The 22,240-nt window shown below is 46.7% G+C and carries 22 protein-coding genes and 1 riboswitch; of the genes, 9 read left to right on the top strand and 13 right to left on the bottom strand.

The features are described from left to right. Positions 1–18: 18 nt before the first annotated feature. The 9 genes from IE163_RS16420 to IE163_RS16380 form a co-directional block, all read right to left on the bottom strand. The gene (locus IE163_RS16420; protein WP_189434075.1) at positions 19–813 is read right to left on the bottom strand and encodes a putative hydro-lyase; all 795 of its coding nucleotides are present in this window, start codon (positions 811–813) and stop codon (positions 19–21) included. Between the two features lie 114 nt (positions 814–927). Beyond that, positions 928–3,012: an ATP-dependent DNA helicase RecG gene (recG, locus tag IE163_RS16415; RefSeq protein ID WP_189434074.1), complete on the bottom strand. Its 2,085-nt coding sequence runs from the start codon at positions 3,010–3,012 to the stop codon at positions 928–930. 106 nt (positions 3,013–3,118) lie between these two features. Continuing rightward, positions 3,119–3,511, bottom strand: coding sequence for a deaminase RidA (gene ridA / locus IE163_RS16410; protein WP_189434073.1), 393 nt, complete (start codon positions 3,509–3,511; stop codon positions 3,119–3,121). Between the two features lie 6 nt (positions 3,512–3,517). Next, positions 3,518–5,635, bottom strand: a complete 2,118-nt coding sequence (spoT, locus tag IE163_RS16405) for a bifunctional GTP diphosphokinase/guanosine-3',5'-bis pyrophosphate 3'-pyrophosphohydrolase (RefSeq protein WP_189434072.1) — start codon at positions 5,633–5,635, stop codon at positions 3,518–3,520. Between the two features lie 122 nt (positions 5,636–5,757). Continuing rightward, a complete protein-coding gene (rpoZ, locus tag IE163_RS16400; RefSeq protein ID WP_189434071.1) occupies positions 5,758–6,033 on the bottom strand; it encodes a DNA-directed RNA polymerase subunit omega in 276 nt (91 codons plus the stop codon). Positions 6,034–6,094: 61 nt separating this feature from the next. Further along, entirely contained in the window at positions 6,095–6,727 is a 633-nt protein-coding gene (gene gmk, locus IE163_RS16395; RefSeq protein ID WP_189434096.1) for a guanylate kinase, read from the bottom strand. 142 nt (positions 6,728–6,869) lie between these two features. After that, complete coding sequence (locus IE163_RS16390; RefSeq protein ID WP_189434070.1) at positions 6,870–7,382, bottom strand: hypothetical protein; 513 nt, start codon at positions 7,380–7,382, stop codon at positions 6,870–6,872. A gap of 85 nt (positions 7,383–7,467) precedes the next feature. Continuing rightward, positions 7,468–7,554: riboswitch (cyclic di-GMP riboswitch) on the bottom strand. A gap of 92 nt (positions 7,555–7,646) precedes the next feature. Further along, positions 7,647–8,135, bottom strand: coding sequence for a PaaI family thioesterase (locus IE163_RS16385; RefSeq protein ID WP_189434069.1), 489 nt, complete (start codon positions 8,133–8,135; stop codon positions 7,647–7,649). 86 nt (positions 8,136–8,221) lie between these two features. Beyond that, on the bottom strand, positions 8,222–10,600 hold the full coding sequence (locus tag IE163_RS16380; RefSeq protein ID WP_229833616.1) for a fatty acid cis/trans isomerase: 2,379 nt from the start codon (positions 10,598–10,600) through the stop codon (positions 8,222–8,224). 119 nt (positions 10,601–10,719) lie between these two features. Between IE163_RS16380 and IE163_RS16375 the strand changes: the two genes are divergently transcribed. Then, positions 10,720–13,668, top strand: a complete 2,949-nt coding sequence (locus tag IE163_RS16375; RefSeq protein ID WP_189434067.1) for a ligand-binding sensor domain-containing diguanylate cyclase — start codon at positions 10,720–10,722, stop codon at positions 13,666–13,668. Positions 13,669–13,804: 136 nt separating this feature from the next. On the opposite strand, the gene IE163_RS16370 is transcribed toward IE163_RS16375, so the two are convergent. Further along, positions 13,805–14,083, bottom strand: a complete 279-nt coding sequence (locus tag IE163_RS16370) for a hypothetical protein (protein ID WP_189434099.1) — start codon at positions 14,081–14,083, stop codon at positions 13,805–13,807. Between the two features lie 174 nt (positions 14,084–14,257). On the opposite strand from IE163_RS16370, the gene IE163_RS16365 reads away from it, so the two are divergent. The 4 genes from IE163_RS16365 to IE163_RS17870 all read left to right on the top strand — a co-directional run bounded on the left by IE163_RS16365 (position 14,258) and on the right by IE163_RS17870 (position 16,409). Beyond that, on the top strand, positions 14,258–15,265 hold the full coding sequence (locus tag IE163_RS16365) for a YecA family protein (protein WP_189434066.1): 1,008 nt from the start codon (positions 14,258–14,260) through the stop codon (positions 15,263–15,265). Positions 15,266–15,418: 153 nt separating this feature from the next. Continuing rightward, complete coding sequence (locus tag IE163_RS17880; RefSeq protein ID WP_229833615.1) at positions 15,419–15,622, top strand: hypothetical protein; 204 nt, start codon at positions 15,419–15,421, stop codon at positions 15,620–15,622. Between the two features lie 126 nt (positions 15,623–15,748). After that, positions 15,749–15,961, top strand: coding sequence for a Fic family protein (locus IE163_RS17875; RefSeq protein WP_229833614.1), 213 nt, complete (start codon positions 15,749–15,751; stop codon positions 15,959–15,961). A gap of 13 nt (positions 15,962–15,974) precedes the next feature. Then, positions 15,975–16,409 (top strand): Fic family protein, encoded by a 435-nt coding sequence (locus IE163_RS17870; RefSeq protein WP_229833613.1) that lies wholly within the window; start codon positions 15,975–15,977, stop codon positions 16,407–16,409. 126 nt (positions 16,410–16,535) lie between these two features. Here IE163_RS17870 and IE163_RS17865 read toward each other — a convergent pair whose 3' ends face one another. Further along, positions 16,536–17,198 (bottom strand): DUF6088 family protein, encoded by a 663-nt coding sequence (locus tag IE163_RS17865; RefSeq protein WP_229833612.1) that lies wholly within the window; start codon positions 17,196–17,198, stop codon positions 16,536–16,538. Between the two features lie 238 nt (positions 17,199–17,436). Here IE163_RS17865 and IE163_RS16350 point away from each other — a divergent pair, with 238 nt between their 5' ends. The 3 genes from IE163_RS16350 (at position 17,437) to IE163_RS16340 (ending at position 20,261) form a co-directional block, all read left to right on the top strand. Beyond that, positions 17,437–18,573: a Fic family protein gene (locus tag IE163_RS16350; protein WP_189434095.1), complete on the top strand. Its 1,137-nt coding sequence runs from the start codon at positions 17,437–17,439 to the stop codon at positions 18,571–18,573. 143 nt (positions 18,574–18,716) lie between these two features. Next, complete coding sequence (locus IE163_RS16345; protein WP_189434065.1) at positions 18,717–19,769, top strand: helix-turn-helix domain-containing protein; 1,053 nt, start codon at positions 18,717–18,719, stop codon at positions 19,767–19,769. Beyond that, entirely contained in the window at positions 19,770–20,261 is a 492-nt protein-coding gene (locus IE163_RS16340) for a PIN domain-containing protein (protein WP_189434064.1), read from the top strand. It begins immediately after the preceding gene. A gap of 58 nt (positions 20,262–20,319) precedes the next feature. Here IE163_RS16340 and IE163_RS16335 read toward each other — a convergent pair whose 3' ends face one another. Next, positions 20,320–21,234, bottom strand: a complete 915-nt coding sequence (locus IE163_RS16335) for a BrxR family helix-turn-helix transcriptional regulator (protein WP_189434063.1) — start codon at positions 21,232–21,234, stop codon at positions 20,320–20,322. Between the two features lie 54 nt (positions 21,235–21,288). After that, on the bottom strand, positions 21,289–21,594 hold the full coding sequence (locus tag IE163_RS16330) for a hypothetical protein (RefSeq protein WP_189434062.1): 306 nt from the start codon (positions 21,592–21,594) through the stop codon (positions 21,289–21,291). 301 nt (positions 21,595–21,895) lie between these two features. Here IE163_RS16330 and IE163_RS16325 point away from each other — a divergent pair, with 301 nt between their 5' ends. Then, positions 21,896–22,213: a hypothetical protein gene (locus tag IE163_RS16325; protein WP_189434061.1), complete on the top strand. Its 318-nt coding sequence runs from the start codon at positions 21,896–21,898 to the stop codon at positions 22,211–22,213. Positions 22,214–22,240: the final 27 nt, after the last annotated feature.

Genomic DNA, 22,240 nt, shown 5'->3' with positions numbered 1-22,240 from the left:
GGATTTGCCTGCCTGGGCTTATAGCATAGCCAACTTGCTATTGCTTAAGTCTGTTATCAGCATATGGCCAGGCGCGTGGCTAATGCAAAAATCTAACTTGGCATTGGCAATGGCAATTTGAGGTGTTACGCCACAGGCCCAGAACACCGGTACTTCACCCGGCTTTATGCTAACGGCGTCACCAAAATCTGGCTTGGTAATATCGGCAATACCAATAGCGGCCGGATCGCCAAAATGTACCGGTGCCCCATGTACTTGCGGAAAGCGTGAGCAAATCTGAATAGCGCGAATGGCATCGGCAGGCGTCATAGGCCGCATACTCACCACCATATTAGCGCTAAATACTCCGGCACTTTGGCAGGCTAAGTTAGTGCGGTACATCGGCACATTCACTTGCTCGGTAATATTGCGGATCTCCAGGCCATCAGCCAGTAGCGATTCTTCAAACGAAAACGAGCAGCCAATTAAAAAGGTGACTAAATCATCACGCCACAGTGCGCTTAGGTCAGTGACTTCTTCCACCAACTCGCCTTGTCGAAATACCCGATAGCGTGGCAGATCGCTGCGGATATCCAGCTCTGCTGCTAAAGCTGGCATATCCACTGCTCCCGGCTTGGCAGCCATGCCCAGTAGTGGGCAGGGCTTGGGATTAAAATGACAAAACTGCAAAAAATCAGCAGCATAGGCTGCCGGAATAATTGCCATATTGGCTTGTACAAAACCCGGTGCTAAGCCCGAGGTATTGCTGTTAAACTGGCCACTGCGACATAGCTGACGGAGCTGATAAGGTGTTAAAGCGGTCACATCTTGCATAGCGTACCTCATTCTTGTTGTTCATAAACCCAGCTTTTATCCACACAACTTCGGTACGGTACCGGAGTTGTGTGGATAAACTGGTCGGGCCGGTACCGGAGTTGTGTGGATAAGTTAGGCGTGGCCGTATATTTCTTTGTTGGCTAGCCAGCGTTTTATCAGTTGTAGGCTCTCTGGCCGGTGTTGCTGCCATAAGGTGGCGGCAATTTGCCGTGCTTGTGGCAGCAGTTCGCTGTCGCGGCTTAAGTCGGCAATTTTAAATTGCATTAGCCCTGTTTGCCGGGTGCCCAATAACTCGCCGGGGCCGCGAATTTCTAAGTCGCGCTGAGCAATTACAAAGCCATCGTTGCTTTCGCGCAGTACGCCAAGCCTGGACTGCGCGGTGCGGGATAGGGGCGCATGATATAGCAACACACAGTGCGAGATGGCGCTACCGCGGCCGACCCGGCCTCGCAGCTGATGTAGCTGCGCTAAGCCCAGCCGCTCGGGGTTTTCAATAATCATTAAGCTGGCGTTGGGTACGTCTACCCCCACTTCAATAACGGTAGTGGCGACCAGTAAATCTAAGGCGCCCTTACTGAAGTCTTGCATAATTTGTTGTTTTTCCGCGCTTTTTAAACGGCCATGCACCAAGCCAATTTTTAGCTCGGGCAAGGCTTGCTGCAGCAGTACGGCGGTATCTTCTGCCGCCTGGCATTGCAGCGCTTCTGATTCTTCAATCAGGGTACACACCCAATACGCTTGCCGTTGTTGTTCGGTGACCACTTGCCTAACCCGGCTGATAACTTCATCGCGGCGACTATCCGGAATGGCGACTGTGGTCACCGGGGTGCGGCCCGGCGGTAATTCATCAATCACCGAGGTATCCAGATCGGCATAGGCGGTCATGGCCAAGGTGCGGGGAATAGGGGTAGCGGTCATCACCAATTGATGCGGATAATGATCGGCTATGCCGCCTTTTTCGCGTAGCGCCAGCCGTTGATGCACGCCAAAGCGGTGCTGCTCGTCAATAATCACTAACGCCAGCTTGCTAAAAGCCACCTCTTGCTGAAAGAGCGCATGGGTGCCAATAATCATTTGTGCTGCGCCGTTTTGCATGGCCTCTAAGGTGCTTTGCCGAGCTTTTCCTTTGGTTTTACCACCCAGCCAGGCCAGTTGAATACCCAAGGGTTCAAACCAGCGCTGAAAATTAACGGCGTGCTGCTCGGCAAGCAGCTCGGTAGGGGCCATTAATGCCACCTGATAGCCATTGCCGATTACGGTAAGTGCGGCCAGTGCCGCCACCAGAGTTTTGCCCGAACCCACATCGCCTTGTACCAAACGCAGCATGGGCAAGGCTTTGGCTAAGTCTTGTTGAATATCATTCACTACGCGTTGCTGTGCGCCGGTAGGTGTAAAGGGTAACTGGGCCAAAAATTGTTGCAACAAGCTGGCCGGAACAGGCAAAGCCACGGCCTGTTGCTGTTGTCCCTGGCTACGTAACTTGTACATGCTAAGTTGCTGGGCAATCAGCTCTTCTAAAATAAGCCGCTGCTGCGCCGGGTGTTTGCCTGCTTCTAATAACGTGAGGGCAGCGTCTGGCGGTGGCCGATGAATATAACGCAGCGCATCGGCTAATGACCAGGGTTGGCGCAGTAGCGCTGCCGGTAAGTATTCGTCGGGAGCATAACGGTCTAAATAACTCAGGGCGGCATCCGTTAAATTACGCCAGGTCGCCTGTTTTAAGCCTTCGGTGGTGGGGTAAATAGGGGTTAGGGTTTCAGCAACCGGGGCATCTATAGCGTTGTCTTGGATCACCCGATATTCCGGATGCAGCATTTCCAGCCCGCGCGGGCCGCGTTTGGCTTCACCAAAACAGCGCAATACCGTGCCTTTTTCTACCGCGTTTTTTTGTGCCGCTGAAAAGTGAAAAAAGCGTAGGGTAAGGCTGCCGCTATGATCGCGCAGTGTTACCAGCCAGCTGCGCCTTTTACCAAATTGCACCTCGCTGCTTTGCACTTCGCCTTGTATTGTAGCGTGTACCAGCGGCATCAAATCGGCAATAGGATAAAGCCGGGTGCGATCTTCATAACGCAGCGGCAGGTGAAACAGTAAATCTTGGATACTAAAAATCGCCAGTTTTGCCAGGCGTTCAGCAGCTTTGCTGCCCACGCCTTTAATGGCAGAAATGGCGATATTATCCAGACGTGTTTGGCTCAAAACGCTTTTCTCAACAGCATAGTCATAAAAGCATGATCTAAAAAGCAGGTTTTGAAAAACATAGCCTTAACGTCCAAAGCCCGAAGTATGCTCTTACTTGGCAAAATTAATGGGTAGAGGGCACTTCCATTACGCCGTCAATTTCAATTTGTGCGCCACGTGGCAGGGCACTTACTTGCACAGCGGCACGCGCTGGGTAAGGCTCAGCGTAGTACTGGCTCATAATTTGGTTAACGGTAGCAAACTGGCTTAAATCGGTTAAAAAGATATTCACTTTGACCATATCGTTTAGGCTGCCACCGGCAGCTTCGCAGACCGCGCTTAAATTTTTAAACACCTGATGCGTTTGTTCGGCAAAATCTTCCGACACCATTTGCATTGAGGCTGGTTCTAATGGAATTTGCCCTGATAAATAGACGGTAGTGCCAATTTTCACCGCCTGGCTATAGGTGCCAATAGCCGCCGGGGCATCGTTAGTGCGGATAATCACTTTAGACATAACAACTTACTTCCTTCTGTAAACTTTTTGCACATCGGGCAACACGCGGATTTTGCGCATGACGTTGGCCAGATGTACACGGCCATTGACCGACAGGGTGATTTTAATAACGTACTCGCCGGTATCACGATCGTCGGTGGAAAGATCCTGAATATTCGAGTCTTGCGAGGCAATAACCGAGGTGAGCTTAGCCAGTACGCCCTGACGGTTGATAATAAAGACCCGGATATCGCATAGAAATTGTTTTTCGGTGGTGTTATCCCAGCGTACCGGGAAGAACTTGGCCGGTTCTTTTTCCCAGCCTTTGATGTTGCGACAATCGTTACGATGTACGTTTAAGCCTTTACCGGGCGTGGCATTGGCCACTATCGGATCGCCTGGGATAGGGCGGCAGCATTTAGCAAAGGTCACCAGCATGCCTTCCGAGCCGACAATAAAGGTGTTACCTTTGGGCATCGGCAGGGCTTTGCTTTGTGGCTCGCTGCTTTCAAACTCGCCTAATAAGCGCCGGGCGATAGCGATAGGCAATTGGTTGCCCAGGCCTATTTCGGTATAAAGCGCATCTAACGATTGCTGATGCACATTGGCCAGCACCTGCTCTATGCGTTCTGGCGCAATATCTTCAATTTTTACATTGCCAAGCGCAGAGGTGAGTAACCGCTTACCAAGGCTGATGGCTTCGTTCTGCTGTTGCTTCTTCAGATAATTACGAATACCCAGGATAGCGCGGCTGGTGACCACATAGTTTAGCCAGTTGGCATTAGGCTTACCGCCAGGGCTGGTGATGATTTCTACCGTTTGCCCGGTTTCCAGCGGTTTGCTTAGCGAGTAGGGTTTACGATCGACCTTAGTGCCGACACAGCGATTACCAATATCGGTATGCACCGCATAGGCAAAGTCTACCGCGGTGGCGCCTATAGGCAGCTCAACAATGCGGCCTTTGGGAGTAAATACATACAGCTCGTCGGGATAGAGTTCGGATTTTACATTTTCCACAAACTCAAAGCTGGTACCTACGCTTTGTTGTAGCTCAAGCAAACTTTGCATCCAGCGCTGGGCGCGAATTTGAGCAGTAGATTCACGCACTTCACCATTGGCTTTATACATCCAGTGCGCGGCAATACCCTTGTCGGCCATTTCGTCCATTTCGCGGGTACGCATTTGAATTTCAACCGGAATACCATGCGGGCCTATTAACGAGGTATGCAAGGATTGATAGCCATTTTGTTTAGGAATAGCAATATAGTCTTTAAAGCGGCTTTCAATAGGTTTAAACAGATTGTGCATGACACCTAAGGTGCGATAGCAATTATCTACGCTGTCTACCACTACCCGAAAGGCATAGATGTCCATGACATCATTGAACATCAGCTCTTTGTTTTTCATTTTACGGTAGATGCTGTACAGGTGCTTTTCGCGACCGCTAACATCAGCGGTAATGCCGTTTTGTTCAATGCGGCTGCGGATATCGTGTTGTACTTTTTCCAGCAGTTCGCGTCTGTTCCCGCGCGCTTGTTTAACCGCAGAGCTCAGCGCGCGATAGCGCATTGGGTACAGCGCCTGAAAACCCCAGTCTTCCAGCTCATTTTTAATATTATGAATACCCAAGCGGTTGGCAATAGGGGCGTAAAGTTCTAAGGTTTCTTTGGCAATGCGGCGGCGCTTGTCGGGGCGCAGGGCGCCTAAGGTGCGCATATTATGGGTGCGGTCGGCCAGTTTTATCAAAATAACCCGGATATCCTGGGTCATGGCCATAAACATCTTTTGTAAGTTGGTGGTTTCAAACTCTTTAATGTCTTTAAATTTTACTTTATCGAGTTTACTCACACCCTGCACTAATTCGGCTACCGTAGCACCAAACAACGCAGTGAGATCTTCTTTGCTTACCGGGGTGTCTTCAATAACGTCGTGCAGCAAGGCCGCCATCAGGGTTTCGTGATCGAGTTTCATCTCGGCCAGGATACTGGTTACCGCGACCGGGTGGGTAATATAGGGCTCACCGCTGGAACGATATTGCGGTGCATGTGCATCTCTGGCTACCACATAGGCCTGTTGTACCAGATTTACCTGCTCCGGTGGCAGATACGCACTTATCTGATTTTTTAGACCTTCAAATAGATACACGAAAACTCCAAACTAGTGCAGCAGAAACAAAATTACCTGGCTGATTTAAGCTTAGAATATACGTTTAAATTTGGCGAATGCCAACGGCTAAAGCGCTGTTGGCACCGAAATGACAGGATTTTTTACTGATCAGAACCAATAATAGCCGCAACAGCTGCCATTTCTGACGCTTCTTGTTGCAGTTGATCACGACGCTCTTGCGCATCGAGGATGCTGCTGGTGATCAGGCCTTTTTCTATTTCGCGCAGGGCAACTACGGTAGGTTTGTCGTTTTCACGGTCTACCAGTGGCTCTTTGCCTTCTACTGACAGCTGACGAGCACGGCGTGCTGCAACCAGAATTAAATCAAAACGGTTACCAATTTTATCTACAGCATCTTCAACGGTTACGCGAGCCATTCAGCACTCCGACAATTCTTTAGGATTAAACCAGGGATGTTACAAGACCGCCTAGTGTACGCTATTTTGTGCCTTTCGCCAACAGCTGATCGAGTAATGTACTGTGCCGATGTTGTTGGCTGGCTAACGAGTTGCGTTGGCTTAATACGATCTGTTCCATTTGCTGCAAGGCATCGCTTAGCGTGTCATTAATAATCAGATAGTCGTACTCATCGGCGTGCGACATTTCACTTTGTGCTTTTGCCATCCGACCGGCGATAACCTCGGCACTGTCGGTACCGCGCTGATTAAGACGCTGCTCTAGCTCAGTTAAACTGGGCGGCAAAATAAAGATACCGATAGTGCTTGGCTCTTGCGCCCGAATTTGCCGGGCGCCTTGCCAGTCAATATCCAGAAATACATCGATACCTTGGCTCAGTTGTTGGTAAATTGCATTACGCGACGTGCCGTAATAGTTGCCAAACACCTCGGCCCATTCTAAAAACTCATTATTGGCAATGCGCGCTTGAAAATCTTCTACCGTAGTAAAATGATAATGCACACCATTTTGCTCGCCAGCGCGTGGCGCACGGGTAGTGTGTGACACACTAAGTTGCATATCGGCATGTTTTTTTAGCAAGGCTTGAATTAATGTTGATTTACCGGCACCACTGGGGGCGGAAATAATAAAAAGGTTGCCGCTTAACTGCTTGATGTTTAAATCTGTCACCATTGCCACCTTGGCGTTTAATAATAAAAGCAAGTTTACTGGTTGTTATTATGAGGTGCAAATGTGTGGAGGGACATTTTTAAAGTATTGAAAGCCAGATTGCACTGGCTTTCAATATGAATGGTATTTACTCAGTTATTGCTAGAGGATACCAGGCTTCTCCGTCAACGGAAACTTCTAGCAATGGGTCTGCACTTTCGAATGTTAAACTTCCCTCTACCAGAGCGTAATCTGTCCAGTTTTTATTTGGCGCAACACATTCACCAGGGCTAAGGTAGGCTGTTGACGAGCTGACATTAGATTCTGTTCCTAACAGAATAAAACCGGTGATTTGATTTTTTTGTTTAGGATGGAAGTTGATTGAGCCAGAGATGCTGTCGTAACTTTCATTTTTAGGATGGGTAACATAATTACCGCCGTTATTGTAGCCGCCGCACACCCAGCTAGCTTGTTGCGCGCCTGAGCTGAATCTGAATTGAACTAAAGCAGCGTTATTTTGGAAGGCAGAGTTATTCCAGTCGAACAGAGACTGCACATCACCCTTACCGACATAACCAACACCATTTTCATCATAAGTAACGGCGGCAGAGGCAGTAGTTGCAGCAAAAACAGCAGCTAAAGCAAGTAATTTGAATTTCATGTAGAACTCCGAAAGGTAAAAAATTTAAGTTTCCTTACACTCAGCAGTCCGTTTTAAATAGCAGAGACTGAGCATTTTCACCTGATTCGACAACCCGGCCATCTTTGCTTTTTAATGCTTAAGATCCGTGGCTTTGCGACCCCACCTCACAGCGGGTGTACCTGTTCGTCAGTATTTTGTTGTTTAACTACACTAGTAGTGAATCAATAATAATCCTTATTGATTAGTTGTCAATCAATTGCACAATAAATAACCGTTGTTTTTTTACTTAGTTTTCTTAGCTTTGGCTTTAATAGATAACGTTAGCGTAAAAGTTGCCATTGCTTCATCGCCATGTTTGCTGGGGCAAGTTACTACGACAGAAACGGGTTTATTTATGCGCTCACCGGTTGCCAGGGATTCGTCAATCATCTGATCAATGATATCGCCATCATGACTGGTAAAGTGCACAGTGCCTTCTGGGCGTTTTAGAAATTGGCCGTTAACGTCTTTAAAGGCAAAATTGGCGTTAACGCCACGATCTTTGGCTTTGCTAAAGACTGAAAAGGCGCCAGCTAAATCAGCGCCTATGGCTAGAGCACCAAAATAAATACTGCCCAAATGGTTTTTGGTGCGCCATTTATGTGGCATGGTAATTTCAACGGTTTTCTCATCCATGCGCACGATTTTGGGGGAGCAAAAACCAATTAACGGAATATAGCGCCAGGCGAAGAGTTTTAAAAACCAGTTTGCTTTGCGTAGTGAAGTTGCCATACCGAGTCCTTCATATTTATCTTGTTTCGGCTAGCTTATCACTGGTCCGACCAAAAGCAAATTGCTTGTTTCTGTCTGGTGGTGAGTTAGCGGTTTTCCAACCGGTTGTAATCCAACCAACTGCCATCAACCGGATACTGCTGCATAAAGCGCTTATTCAGTTCATCGCTAAAGGCCCAAAAGTGAGCGCTGCTGCGGCGGACGGCAAAATGCTCTATGAGTTTAATATAGTCTGCTTCGGTTTGTAGCTGTTGTACCTGCGCTACTAATCTGGGTAGCTCACTTTCTTGTACTCGCCAAAAAGCGTCGGGGTAACTGCCCAGTAAACCACTCACTAGTGTTGTATCATCTTTTTCCGGGTTGCGATTACTTTCTTCGTTAAACAAACTGCTAACATTGTAATGGGCACTGTTGCGGATCAGGGTAAAAAGTTGGGGTGTTGTAGAGGTGGTTGAATCTACCATTATCATCGTCAGTTCAGGCAGTAATGAAGCAGGTTTACCTTGCAGTTTACCAAGCTCTGCCAGCAAAGCGTTGCTGCTCTTAGCAAGTTGACTGTCATGCAGTTGATAGCGTGCCGGTTGCACCGCTTTCAGATGTTCAGCAAAAAGTTGATACAGTTCTTGCTTCGGATCGTCGCTAACAAACTGAATACCGCTAGGTTGGTGGAAAGGGTTAATATCGCCTTCAATAAACTTGGTTAATTGTGGCCCGGATTTTTGGTACCAGCTTTTGAATTCGCTTCGCCGCAGCTCGGCAGGTAAAAAAGCTAGAAAGTTAGACTCGCCTTCCATGCGCAGAAAATCCATATAAAGCCGGGTCATTAATTGATGGCCATAGTTGCCATAAACATCAAAGCCCGCGACCAATAAGTAATGAATGCGTTCTAACAGCACATAATCAATAACCCAGGCTGTTTTTGGTGGTTCGCCGATTAGGCCTTTTACCACGGTGGCGTTATCAAAATGGCGAAATACTGTCAGGCTGGCATTCTGGTTGTTGCCATCGCCGTCCCATAGTCCTTCCGGGGTAAGGTGCACACCGTCTTTTAACGCTTGGTTCATAAACTCACTGCGGGCTCGCATATAGTTGCCCTGCCGGGCTGCAAAGCCAACCCAGCTTAAAGCCAGGGTGGAGCTTTCTTTTTCGGCTGGCAGACGGAGGTTGTCTTGTTGCGATAAATAAAAGGCATCAACAGCGCTACTTTCGGCTAATTCTGGTTTTACAAAATAAACCCAAAAGCGATCGTTAATTACATTAAGGGCTACCTGGCCGCGGCATACTGGCCCTTTAATGTAGCCCATAATAGTATTTTCAGCGCGTTCCAGCATAAAGCGATAGCGGGCATTTATCGGTAATTCAACAAAAGCGGTTAGCGGATTAGCCGCAACTTCAGGTGCATAGCTGGGTAGTTTGTTCACTTGATATGCAGCGTCTTTAAACCAACTTTGCCATTTTTGCATTAGATCCTGGTTGATGTCGTAGGGCTGATGCGTCTTATGCACTAGCGTGTCGTGTATGGGTTGCAGCCGGTAATACACCCGGTTTACGCCCGGATCATCAAAAGGCCGGCGACTGGCGATCACCTCAATAGTGTTACCTGGTGCAGTTTTAGAACGTACCAGGCGAAAGAATTGTGGCTGCTCAGTGGCCTGATGCAAAGCGCTAAAATAGAGGTTTGAGGTAAATAAATGTTCATAAATATAGCGAGCACTTAGTTGGGTTTTTAGATCATCGCTATTTAACCATTGCTCCAAAGCCTCTGTGGCGGCGAGATGCGCAGCAGAGAGTGCAGGATCAGGGGGCATATAAGCGCCTAGTGCCAGCCAGTCCATTAGCAGCTGATGTTCATCAGTATTTAAAGCAGGCAAACCAAATGGCATACCAGAGTATGGCTGGCTTTGGGCATAACGATCAAATTCTTCAATAGTGGGGCACTGTTGTTTGCGGTTTAAACTAAAATCGAAATGCGCTTTTAGTTCTGCGCTGCTAGGATTTGGCTGTTGTTGTTTTAAGTTAAGCATTCTGGCTGTTAATGATGCTTGCAAGTTGGCTTCTGGCGTTTGCTGCCGCTCGTTTAATACCGGGAAAAAGCCGCGGGCGCGCCACTCAGCAATGCTGGTCGCATCCAGATAGAGGCGATTAGGTGTAGCTGCCAGTAACCGGCCACCATCGTACACTTTTTCTTTGTGTGCGCCGCGTTCAAAACCATGTGGTGAAGTCATTTTTAACTGGCAAGGGGCATCGTAGCAGGCGTGACACATTACGCAGCGCGACTCGAGCAGAGGCTTTATTTGCTCATTGTAATGCCTTGTTAATATGTGCCTATCGGTGTCGGATGCGCGGGTTGCTCGATTGGCCTCATTGGCACTACCGTAATGTTTATCGAGATTTAAACTAACCAGCGCAGCACAACTTGTTAGCAACAGCGCTAATAAAATAAGCCACTTTTTTGACTTCAGCATACTGCGGGCCATCCTTGAGAACGTTTTGGCATGCTAGACATTCTAACGGGTATTTTTTCACATTACTAATTAGCAGGCTTTGTGGTATAAAAAACCAGCTGTTTAAAACAAGGAGCATTATGCGACGGCTCGTTTGGTTTTTTGTGCTACTCAGTCTCAGTCTCAGTCTCAGTGCAGCTGCAGAAAATCGTTTTACTCCCTATGCTGATTATTTATATCGTATCTGGTCGGTAGAGTCGGGGCTACCGCAAATATCTGTACAAACAATAGTGCAGGATGCTGACGGCTTTATTTGGCTTGGCACGCAAAATGGCCTAGCGCGGTTCGATGGTCAGCAATTTGAAGTGTTTAATACGGCGAATACCCCCCTTTTACCCTCAAATTTAATTTCCTCTTTATTAATCGATGATCAGCAACAGCTATGGATTGGTACAGCAAATGGATTAATCAAACGCGTTAATTATCAGTTTGTGAACATTGAGGGTGGTCGAGTTGGAAATATTAATGCGCTTTTGCAAACCGAGGATGGCAAGGTATGGGTAGGGGCTGATCAGCTCTATTATGTTGCGGAACAAGGGTTGCAAAATTATCGCGAGCATCAATCTGAGGTTTTTAGTTTATTACAAAGTTCTACAGGTTTATGGGTAGGGGCGGTGAATGGTGTCGGTCTGGTACAAGACAATAGCTACCAATGGTTGGCAGCCCCAGTTACAGAGCATACTTTGCAGTTCCACGAGCTGGGCTTTTACCAAAATGCGCTGTGGCTGGGTAGCCAGGCAGGGTTGTATCTGTTAGACGAGTTTACGAAGTGGCAGCCAATAACATTGCCAGATTCTGATACGCAAAGGATAGAACTTATTTTTAACGATCAACAGCAAGGGTTGTGGATTAGCACTTTGGATAGGTTGTTCCGTTGGTATAAAGGTGAACTGATTGAGCAAATTATCATGCCTGAACAAGATAACTTCAGCTGGGTTGAAAGTATGCTGCAAGACATTCATGGCAATCTATGGTTGGGAAGTCGCTCACATGGCGTAAAGCGTTTACGCAAGGCGATGACCGAGCGTTATGGTACAGCGGAAGGTATCAGTGATCCTTATACCTGGGCAGTGCAACCCTGGCAGCAATACTTGATGGTAGGCAACCGTAAGGGTGTTGAATTATTTGACCCAACAACACGTAGCTATCAGCAAATACTAGGTGAGGAGCAATTACCCAATCCTTTTGTTTATAGTTTCTTTACGGATAAGGCAAAACAGCTGTGGGTAGGTACTCGTGGAGGTGTGGCTGTTTTCGATGAAGCTACATTAGAACCGCTATTTCAGTTACCAACATTAGCGCATCTGTTGGTTACAAGTTTTGCCGAGCAGGATAAGCGTTTATGGTTGGGTACCAATGGTGGCCTGTATTTTTATGAGCAACAAAATGTTGTGGCCTTTGAGCATAGCCATTTACCAGCAGAAGTGCGGGTACGAAGTATTTTTCCTGATGCGCGCGGTCAATTGTGGATAGGTACTGAAGTTGGATTGTTTGTTAAAGATAGGCATGATCAGGTGCAACGTGTTGATGATCCGGTGTTAGGTCACAGTTTTATTACCACCGTTTTCGCGTTACCGGATGGTCAATTATTTATTGGTACTTTTGACCGTGGTTTTAGTATTGGAGAGCAAGGTAGTTGGCAGCGTTTTACCCAGCAAGAGGGCTTACCCGGCAATGGTGTTATTTATGTGCACTTGCAGGACGATATGCTGATTGTTAGTAACTTTCAAGGCATATACCGGCTAAATTATCCTGAACTGCGTAGCGGCGTTATCAACGAACTGTATATGTTAGTAGATGATCGCCGACCCGAAGGCACAACTGACTCACATCGCTGCTGTAATGGGGCTGGGGCCAGTAAAGGAGCCTTACATGCAGATCGGTTATGGTTTCCTACGTTAAATGGTATTGTGGCAGTTGGTTTGAACCAATTAAATACTATAGCGCCGTTGCCCAAGCCTGTGATCACCGCCATTCGGGTGGATGAGCATACTTATCACGATAAAAACTTCAGTTTGGCCGCCGGGCAACGTGACTGGCAAGTTAGCTTTAGTGCACCTTATTTTATACAAGCGCTTTCACTGCAGTTTCGATACCAGTTAAGAGGGTACGATGATAGTTGGGTTTATGCCGGGAATAGACGAGAAGCATTTTATACCAACTTAGCACCAGGGCATTATCAATTTACGGTGCAGGTGAAATCTGCGGCTGATTATCGGTGGAGCGATTCTGCTTACGTATCAATTTACTTACCTGCTAAATGGTATGAGGCGAAGTGGTTTATCTTTATGCTATTTTTCAGCAGCCTTATGTTGCTTTGGGGCATATACAGGTTAAGAGTAGCAGCTTTAGATAGGGCGCAGCGGCGGTTGCAACAGCTGGTTGCTGAGCGCACTGAGGCGTTGCATCAAGCTAATATCCGTTTGCAACAAATTAGTATGGAGGATGCGCTAACCGGTTTGCATAATCGGCATTATCTTAGTATCCATATAGAGCAATTGTTAGCGCGCGCGCAGCGTAATGCAATGCCATTAATGTGGGTGTTGTTGGACATTGATCATTTTAAGCAAATTAATGATCGTTTGGGGCACCAGGTAGGCGATAACGCGTTAAAGCAAGTTGCCAGGATACTGCAAGAAAATAGCCGAAGTACTGACCATTTATTACGTTGGGGCGGCGAAGAGTTTTTATTAATTTTGGAAGACAGCGCTAATACTGAGCAATATTTACAGCGTTTACAAAAAGCGCTGACTGCTGGAGAGTGGCAGGCGCTTGGCTTAAATAACCCACTAACATGTTCTATTGGTGCTATGCAGCACTTACCTGAGCAGGATTGGCAAAGTTGTCTGCAATTGGCTGATCTGGCGCTTTATCAGGTTAAAAATTTAGGTCGCGATGGTTATTTACTGCTAAAAGCTACTCCTAAATATCCTGTTCACGGTCATCCAGAGAATATGTTATTAGCCGAGCTTGTTGCTAACGGCTGGCTAAGTTGGCAAAGCGACAAGCAAGCGTTTACATCAAATTAGGTTTTATCTGATTTTAAACATACTGATTAGGTTATTTGCAACCACTAGCCTTTATGGGGCGCTTTAGTTTCGGATATCTATATCCTTCAATTTACCCGTCAACGTAAACATAAATTGGAAAGAGGGTGGTGCAGACTTATCGCGCATACTGACGTTTTAATTCTGCAATAGATTTGTGTTCGCCGCTTTTTTTCAACGACAGTCCTTCGTAGCTGAAGTTGACCTTATAATTTTCCATATTAGGGGTGAATTTAGCCTGACGTTCATTGGTAACATGTATCTGCATAATTCGTTTTGCTTCGCTCAGAACGATTAGCCTCCCCTCAGGTGTATCCAAATCGAGCTGCTTAACGGGCTTGATCTTTGGCCGTTGAACAGGTTCGGTAACACCGTATTTTGCAAGTTTGTTTTCCATCGTGTTTGCACTCAAGCTGTTGCTCATATTTAGTTTATATCTCATGTACACGAGTGTCGACTGAGCTTTTGAGATTCATTGAAATGCTGTTTACACTATCGAAATTTTACGAGTAAGAAGTGAGTAGATATACTGGTCTTTGAAAAATATTGACATAGTGCAGAGCGATTTAGAATGAAAGCAGGTCGTAACGAGCCATGCCCTTGTGGCAGCGGTAAAAAATACAAACAGTGCTGCATCAATGCTACATCTAAACAGCATAGTGATGTATTTGATGATATTGCGCAAACTGTGGCGATGAATCCTAATTTGACGCTTGAGGAGTTAAATCTTGTAGCGCAGCAGAGAATGGCAGAACGTAATAACAGACCTAGCGCCGATTTTTGCGGTTTGACACCAACGCAAATGGCGAACTGGCTTTATGCCCCGTTGGATGAATTAGAGTGGCTGACCATAAGCACGCCTGAAGATATCTCATCTAGCCCTGTGATGCGATATTTAACATTGATCCTTGATGAAGCGATGCAAAATAACGGTTCCTTTAAAGCAACCAGCAAGGGCAACTTACCGGCAAAGTTGGTTAAACAGGCCGGTGACTTATTGCCGGAGTTTTCGATATCCAAGGTAAATTCGCGGTTAAGTATTAATGACTTTGTGGGTGTAAATGAAGACAAATTTAACGCTTTACACTACACACGCGTTTTGGCAGAAATCGCCGGGATTATTTATCGGCGCAGTGGTTGTTACCATATTAAAAAAGCAGCGCAGAATCAGTACGAAAAACAAGGTATTCAGGCGTTTTTCCTGCCTATGCTAAAAGCTGCCATCAGCAAATATAATTGGGGTTATCTAGATAGCTGGGAAAATGATGTGGATCTGCGTACCTTTTGGGTATTTATGCTGTGGCGTTTGCAAAGCCACGGTTCTATTGATCAGTTGATAGACGACGTTGCGAAAGCTTTTCCAGACTTGCTAAGCCAGCTGACACCTGATGAGCATTTTTCATCCATCAGACTGCTGAGCTTACTAATCGAGTCACGTTTTATTGAGCGTTTTTTACAATTTTGGGGGTTTGTCGTTGCCGACCCGAGAAAGAATTTTGCAAAAGAGCATGTACTGCGACGCGCCAGTATACAACCGCTTCTCATGCACACTTTTCACTTTACTATTAAAGATCGCTAGGGTGGTATGAGCGAATATCAATATTATCGATTTGAGTGTCTGGATGGATTTTTAGACAGCTGCCAACGCCATGCGTTGAGGCAAATTTCAAGCAGTGCCGAAATTACCGCAACCTCTTTTCAAGTTTAATGTTTGTTTAGTAAGGGGAAAGGTATGAGTTATATTCCACCATTTACCATTACCGCCGATATTGTTAATTTGGTGGCAAACATAAGCGAGCAGGTGGGCCAGTTAAATGCCAGTGCGCTTATTGTGTCGCCGCAATTGCGCAAGCAAAACCGCATAAAAACTATTACTGGCACCCTAGCTATTGAGGGTAATACGCTGAGCGAGGAGCAAATTGCCGCCATAATTTAAGGTAAGCCGGTTTTGGGAAGCGTTCGTGAGCTGGCAGAAGTGAAAGGGGCAATAGCGGCTTATGAGGCTCTGGTTCATTTTAAAGCCCACAGCCTGAACGATTTACTCGCCGCCCATGGCTGAATGATGGCAGATATTTTAACTTCGGCTGGGCAGTTTCGGCATAAGGCGGTAGGTATCCACAAAGGCGGTGAAGTTCATCATGTAGCACCACCAGCACATAAAGTTTCCGGCTTAATGGCCGATTTAATGCAATGGTTGCAGCAGGCAAAAGATCATCCGTTAATCACCAGCTACGTATTTCACTACGAATTTGAATTTATTCACCCCCTTTGCTGATGGCAATGGCCGTATGGGACGTTTGTGGCAAACCTTAATTTTGTCGCAATGGCACCCGCTGTTTTTATCCTTACCCCTAGAAAGTATGATTAAAGATCATCAAGCACAGTATTATCAAGCCCTGGAACAGGCAGATGAGCAAGCTGATAGCACCGTTTTTATTCATTTTATGCTAAGCACTATTGCGAAAACTTTGGCTCAAGCTTTGGTAAGAAACGCCCCTGTAAACGCCTCCGTAAATGCCCCTGTAAATATTGCTGGCTTGAAAACGCTTGATGCGATTATGTTATTGCTGCAACACAATCCGCACTTAACGCGCCAGCAATTAGCCGATGTGATAGGAAAAGACTTACGCACCATAGGTCGAGCAATTAGCAAGCTACAACAAAACAACCAATTAAAACGCATAGGCTCCGACAAAACCGGGTACTGGCAAATTCACCCTTAGGAGGTGTTTAGCGTTAGCTTTTAGAGGTTTTCCCACCACTTTACCCACCATTTGTCTCATGCTTGAATTTAGTCAGTGCTTCTTCTATTCAACTCGAAAATAACCTGAAAAGGGTTTAGTGAAGGTCTACCGCTTGTATTTGCGTTTTAGGTCTGCAATAGATTTTTCCTCGCCACTGCTTTTCAAAGACAGCCCTTCATAGCTCAGGCTGACCTGATAATTTTCCATATTAGGTATGAATTTAGGCGGAAGCTCATTGGTCATCAATCCTAACTCTTGATCGAGTCGTGAAAGTTCTTCAAGTGCTTGTAACCGCTGCTCTTCTAATTGCTCATCTTGCTTGGAGAGCTTTGTATGGCTTTGTGCTACTTTGTTGGTATCAGGTTGTTGATGATTTGCGAGCACACATCTCCCTATCGCGATTTTACGACTAACACGCGGATTCTTCGGAATAACAATGGGGTTTGCGGGAACCTGTGTACTTTTTCCGTCGTAGTATCTTTGAGATACCTCATCAAATTGATATTCGATACCTAATCTCTTTAACGCCTCAAGAAGAACGCCTAATGCACCTCGGTTGTTATCTGGCATTAATTTACCGTTGATCCTATTTATCCTGGTCCGAACATACAGACCGTGGCCAATTTTCATTAGCAAACCTGCCTTAACCAGATTTCTTAACCCCCGGCCCACCTGAGCATAATCGGCGATATCAGCAAAATCAGAGCGCATAAAAACAGAATGCTCAGCGTTTTTCACTCTGATTACTAATCTGTCTTGTATTGTCATCTGCTATCTCCTGTCACTCGTGGCAAAGCGTAAAACTATGTTAGTTAAATGACTAAGTGCTCGGCATCCATCATACGTTGGTGACGTGCCAAATTCAGCTGAATTCACCTAGTTAATATGTAGCATTAATCAATGATCAGCTCCACTAACGATTTCTGAGGTGATTAATCTTGCTATTCACCTCACTATATGAGTAGATTGTGTCATGTATTCACCTCAATCAGCAGAAGATCAGCCTATGTGGATCTGGCAACAACCCGATTGGCCCAGCCGTCAGCAAAATTCACCGCAAGTTTTTCGTTATGATCATGCGGCACTGACGCCTAAGTTACGTGAGCTGCACTTTTTGCAGGGGGTTCTGCTGGGCAAAATGGGGGTGCAGGACAACTCGCAGGCCGCACTGGATAACATGCTTGCCAATATCCTTACCTCTAGCGCTATTGAGGGAGAGCGACTTAACCATAGCGTGGTGCGTTCATCATTAGCCCGAAAGCTAGGTATTGCTGAACTGCAAAGCGTTGCAACAACAGCGCAATCGGATGGCCTTGCTGCGATGGTGACCGATGCTATCGGTAATTGGCAACAGCCATTAACGCAGGAGCGATTATTACAGTGGCACTCTTGGCTATTTCCTTCTGATAGCTCGCTATTACAGAGAGAGCAGATAGGGCAGAGAGTGCAGGGCGGGCAGCTGCGCGGTAACGATCCGATGCAAGTTATTTCTGGCAGAATCGACCGCCCTAAAGTGCATTTCGAAGCACCACCACGTGAAGTCTTGGAAAGCGAACTTAATTGCTTTATCGATTGGTTTAACCGCTCGCAAGAGGATGTCAATTTAGACCCGCTGCTACGCGCCGGCATTGCGCATTTCTGGTTTATCACACTGCATCCACTGGAAGATGGCAATGGCCGCTTGGCCAGGCTGCTGACCGATCTGGCGCTGGCGCAGGCCGAGCATCAGTCCATCCGCTTTTATGCCATTTCGGTTGCCATTCTGGAGCGACGAAGCAGCTATTACGACATCCTGGAGCAAAGCCAAAAAGGCGATACTGATATCACTGCTTGGTTGGTTTGGTTTCTCGACACGCTAGCCGCTAGCCTAAAGCAGGCGCTGGCTGATATTGAGCAAACGCTACTAAAAACCCGTTTCTGGCAACGGGTAAATCAAACGCAATTGAATAAAGAACAAGTTAAAGTACTAAACCGGTTACTGGATGGCGATTTCAGCGACGGCATCAGCAATAGCCAATATGGCAAAGTGGCTAAGGTAAGCCCCGCAACCGCCAGCCGACACTTGGCACAGTTGGTAGAAATGGGGTGTTTGGTTAAAACCGCTGCTGGGGGAAGAAGTACTCGGTATGTGATCTCGCATTAGCGGGCGTTTACAGCCTTATAAAGCAAAGTATCTAAACAACTCCAAGATCGCCATCCTTTTTACCCTGTGATGTCAATCGACAGAATCACCCAGTTGGTTTATAATTTCCCAAAAATACTTATATTTATAAACCGGAGGTCAGTGTGATTGGAGAGCGCATAAAACGAGCCCGTACTGCTGCTGGCCTGTCTATGCAGGCCTTGGGTGATATTGTTGGTATTAGTGCCAACATGGTTAAAAAATACGAGCATAACCAAAGTATGCCTTCCTCGGGTGTGTTGCTCAAATTGGCTGCTGCATTATCGGTTCGCTCTGAATACTTTTTTCGCCCAGCACAAGAGACGTTAGGTGAGGTAGAGTATCGAAAGAAAGCGTCAGCTCCAGCTAAGCTACTGAAAAAAATAGAATCTGATGTGATCGACCAAGCTGAACGCTGGCTGGCGCTCAAAAATGTGTGGCCTAACTTCCCAATTTCAGACTTTGACTATCATCCGGATATGTCAGTGGTGAGTTCATTAGCTGCGATAGAGCAGGTTGCAGCTAAAGTACGTAGCGACTGGCAATTAGGGATGAATCCGCTACCTGACTTAATTGATTTGCTTGAGTCTAAAGGTATTTTGGTCATTGTCAGCAACGTGCCTCAAGCAGATAAATTTGATGGATTACAAGCCAAGATTTCAGGGATGCCTATCGTTGTGGTATCTGCGCACTGGCCGGGGTGTCGCCAGCGATTCACGTTGGCACACGAACTTGGTCACCTAATTTTACATGGTCTGTTAGATGATTCCATTGACGAAGAGATGGCATGCAATCGTTTTGCATCAGCATTTTTATTGCCAGACATTGGGCTTTATCAACACTTAGGTGAGCAGCGCTCGAACATTGATGCTAAAGAACTTTACTTTTTGAAGCATGAATACGGCTTAAGCATGGCAGCCTGTTTGTATCGTAGCGCCGATCTTGGTGTTATCAGTGAAGAGAAAAAGCGCCAAATTTTTATCCAGTTTTCTCAAAACGGCTGGCGTAAGCAAGAACCAGGGAAGCCTTACCCGCAAGAGCAGACACAGCTGTTTGAGCAACTAGTCTATCGCGCTTTAGCAGAAGGAATTCTTAGCGAGTCGAAAGCCGCTGAATTGTTACAGATATCGGTGATGGCACTGCATAAGCAACGCCGAATGTTAGCTGAGGCTGTATAGATGTACTTGTTGATCAGTGATGCCAATATTCTCATTGATCTCGAGGAAGGCCAGTTGCTGGAGGTCTTTTTCAATTTGCCCTACCAATTCAAAGTTCCTGATGTGTTATTTCATGAGGAGCTGAGTGAGCAACACGGCTTTCTAATTGATTTAGGCTTGTCTCTGGGTGAGTTAAACCCTGAGTCTATGATGTATTCCTTTGAATTGAGGCAAAAATATACGGGCCCCAGCATGAATGATTGCTTCGCACTTGCGTTGGCCAGACAAGAACAGTGCCCGCTTCTTACCGGCGATATAGCGCTTAGGAAGGCTGCCGAAAAAGAAGCGATATTGGTTCAAGGGACGCTATGGGTTGTCGAGCAGCTTGTCACGCATGGCATGCTTACAGTTGTTGAGGCGCAAGCTGCTTACGATAAAATGGCAAAGGCCGGGCGTCGCCTGCCATGGACTCTTGCTAAACAGCGCCTGATGCAATTTTCAAATTATCGGTAATGTCACCGATTTGAGATTATCTTAATTGGCATCAGCAGAGTTTAGAGCCGACTTGTCATCAAAACGCATGCCGCTTCACCTCATCCAAGTTCGCCACCATAATTTGCTGCGCTTCTGGGCGCGCTTCTATTTTGGCTAAATCTAGATTTAGCGCCTGCACGGCATAAGGTACCAGCGCAGAGCGCACGGAGAACACCCGCTTGCCGTGTTGCATATTGTAATCTTCGGCAATAATGGCTTTTTGATAGTCGGTTAAGCGGGAGTCCGGCACCAGCACGATATCAATAGTGGTATTCCAGCGTTCATCCTGCTCTTTAGTCATCTCGGCATCGCCTTCAATGCCATGTATGCCGCGAAAGCGGCTAAGCACAAAATCCCGAAAATCGCGGTTTTTCTCGCAGTAGGCGCGTACATGCCAGCGTAGTGGCGTGCAGACCAGTGTATGCGGGGCAATAATGCGGCTTTCTTCATCTGGGCTGGTAAGCGACACATAACCCATATCGATCTTTTTACCGTCCCGCGCGGCCTGCACCAGTGCCCGCAAAATATCCGGGTTTACTTGGCGTAGTGGTGGCGTCAGCATTTCGGTATGGGCAAAGCCTAAATCAAGCTGGCTAAAGGTGTGGGCAAAATCTTTGGTGCTGGCTAGCGCATGCAGGTATTCATCGGCCAGGCCACTGGTGACTTTGGGGGTAAAACTGGCAGCCGGTTTATAGCCTTTTAGTTTGCCGTCATACACCAGATTACCCGGCGCAATATCGCGCAAATAGGCGTTAATATCTTTGGATGCCTGCTGGCGTGCGATACCAAAACTATTACATAAATGATTGGTGGTTAAACGGCCTTCCCATAGCGCGACAATTTCAATTAGCCGGTAACGCATTAACAGCTCCCAGCGCAGCGGCCAGCCACTGGCGTCTAGGCTACTACGGTTATCTGTTGAAAGTGGGGGCTGTGGTTGAGGGTTTTGCATATAAACTCCTGTAAAATGTGTCTGCTTAGCATACACACATGCATTAACTAGGTTCTAGGCTTCGGCCGTTGCGGCAGTTAAGGTGGCAACCGGCCAAGCTAAATTAAACTGCTGAAGAATGGCTTGCTCCGCCGCTAACCACTGGCAAAAGTTATCCACTTTTAAGCCATAAGGAATGGCCAGCACATAATACTCATAACCTAAATAAACTAAATCGGCATAGCGCCAAATACGCCCAGCATACACCACTTTATCTTGCCGCGCTGCAGCTAAGTGCTCAATAGCATTCATGGTTTTACACAGTTCTTGTAAACGTATTAGCCGGGGTAAATCCTCAGCACAAATAGGTTGGTTGTTCATGATTAGCTCGCTTGATGTTTGGGTATACGCCAACTCTAAGCCAGTGCGCGAACGTCTTAAAGGGCTTGGCGCAAAGGCCAAAAAACATCTGCCTGAAAAACATACACTGAGTGTCTGCACAGTATGGTGTGAAATAACAAAAAGTCTAAGATGGTGACTCATGGATGACATGTCATTGACCATGACAGGGTATGGACAAACTAGCAGGACGCTACTGGCAAGGATGCTATTCAAAAGGATGCTATTCGCTTGGACGCGCAGGGACAAACAGGCAAGGATGCCAATTACCAAAGGAGGTTAAATGAGCATGCTACAGCAAGATCTATTCTTAATAACCTTAGAAGCGCAATTTCGCGATCTGTTCCAAGCCAGCAAAGCCGGCAAAGCCGGCAAAGATAACCACGAACAACGCTTGCGCACACAAGGCTTTATTCATGCCGGTGAGCTATTACAGCTATGCAGCCGCCAACAAGTGCAGCAACTAATGGAAAAGGTACACATAGAGGTATTTGGGATCAGCATTGCCGAACGAAAGCCCTCAGCCCAAGCGCGCCGCCAGCAGGCTTTGCAACTGGGTGATTATGCTTACTTTGAAGAGCCGGCGTTTAATCGGCAGTAGGATTGAAGTTTATAGAACTTGGCCTAT

Origin of the sequence: Alishewanella longhuensis (assembly GCF_014653435.1) — a bacterium.
GTDB lineage: Bacteria > Pseudomonadota > Gammaproteobacteria > Enterobacterales > Alteromonadaceae > Alishewanella > Alishewanella longhuensis.
The sequence above is the reverse complement of the archived record's forward strand: the minus strand, read 5'-3'. Positions and strand labels throughout refer to the sequence as shown.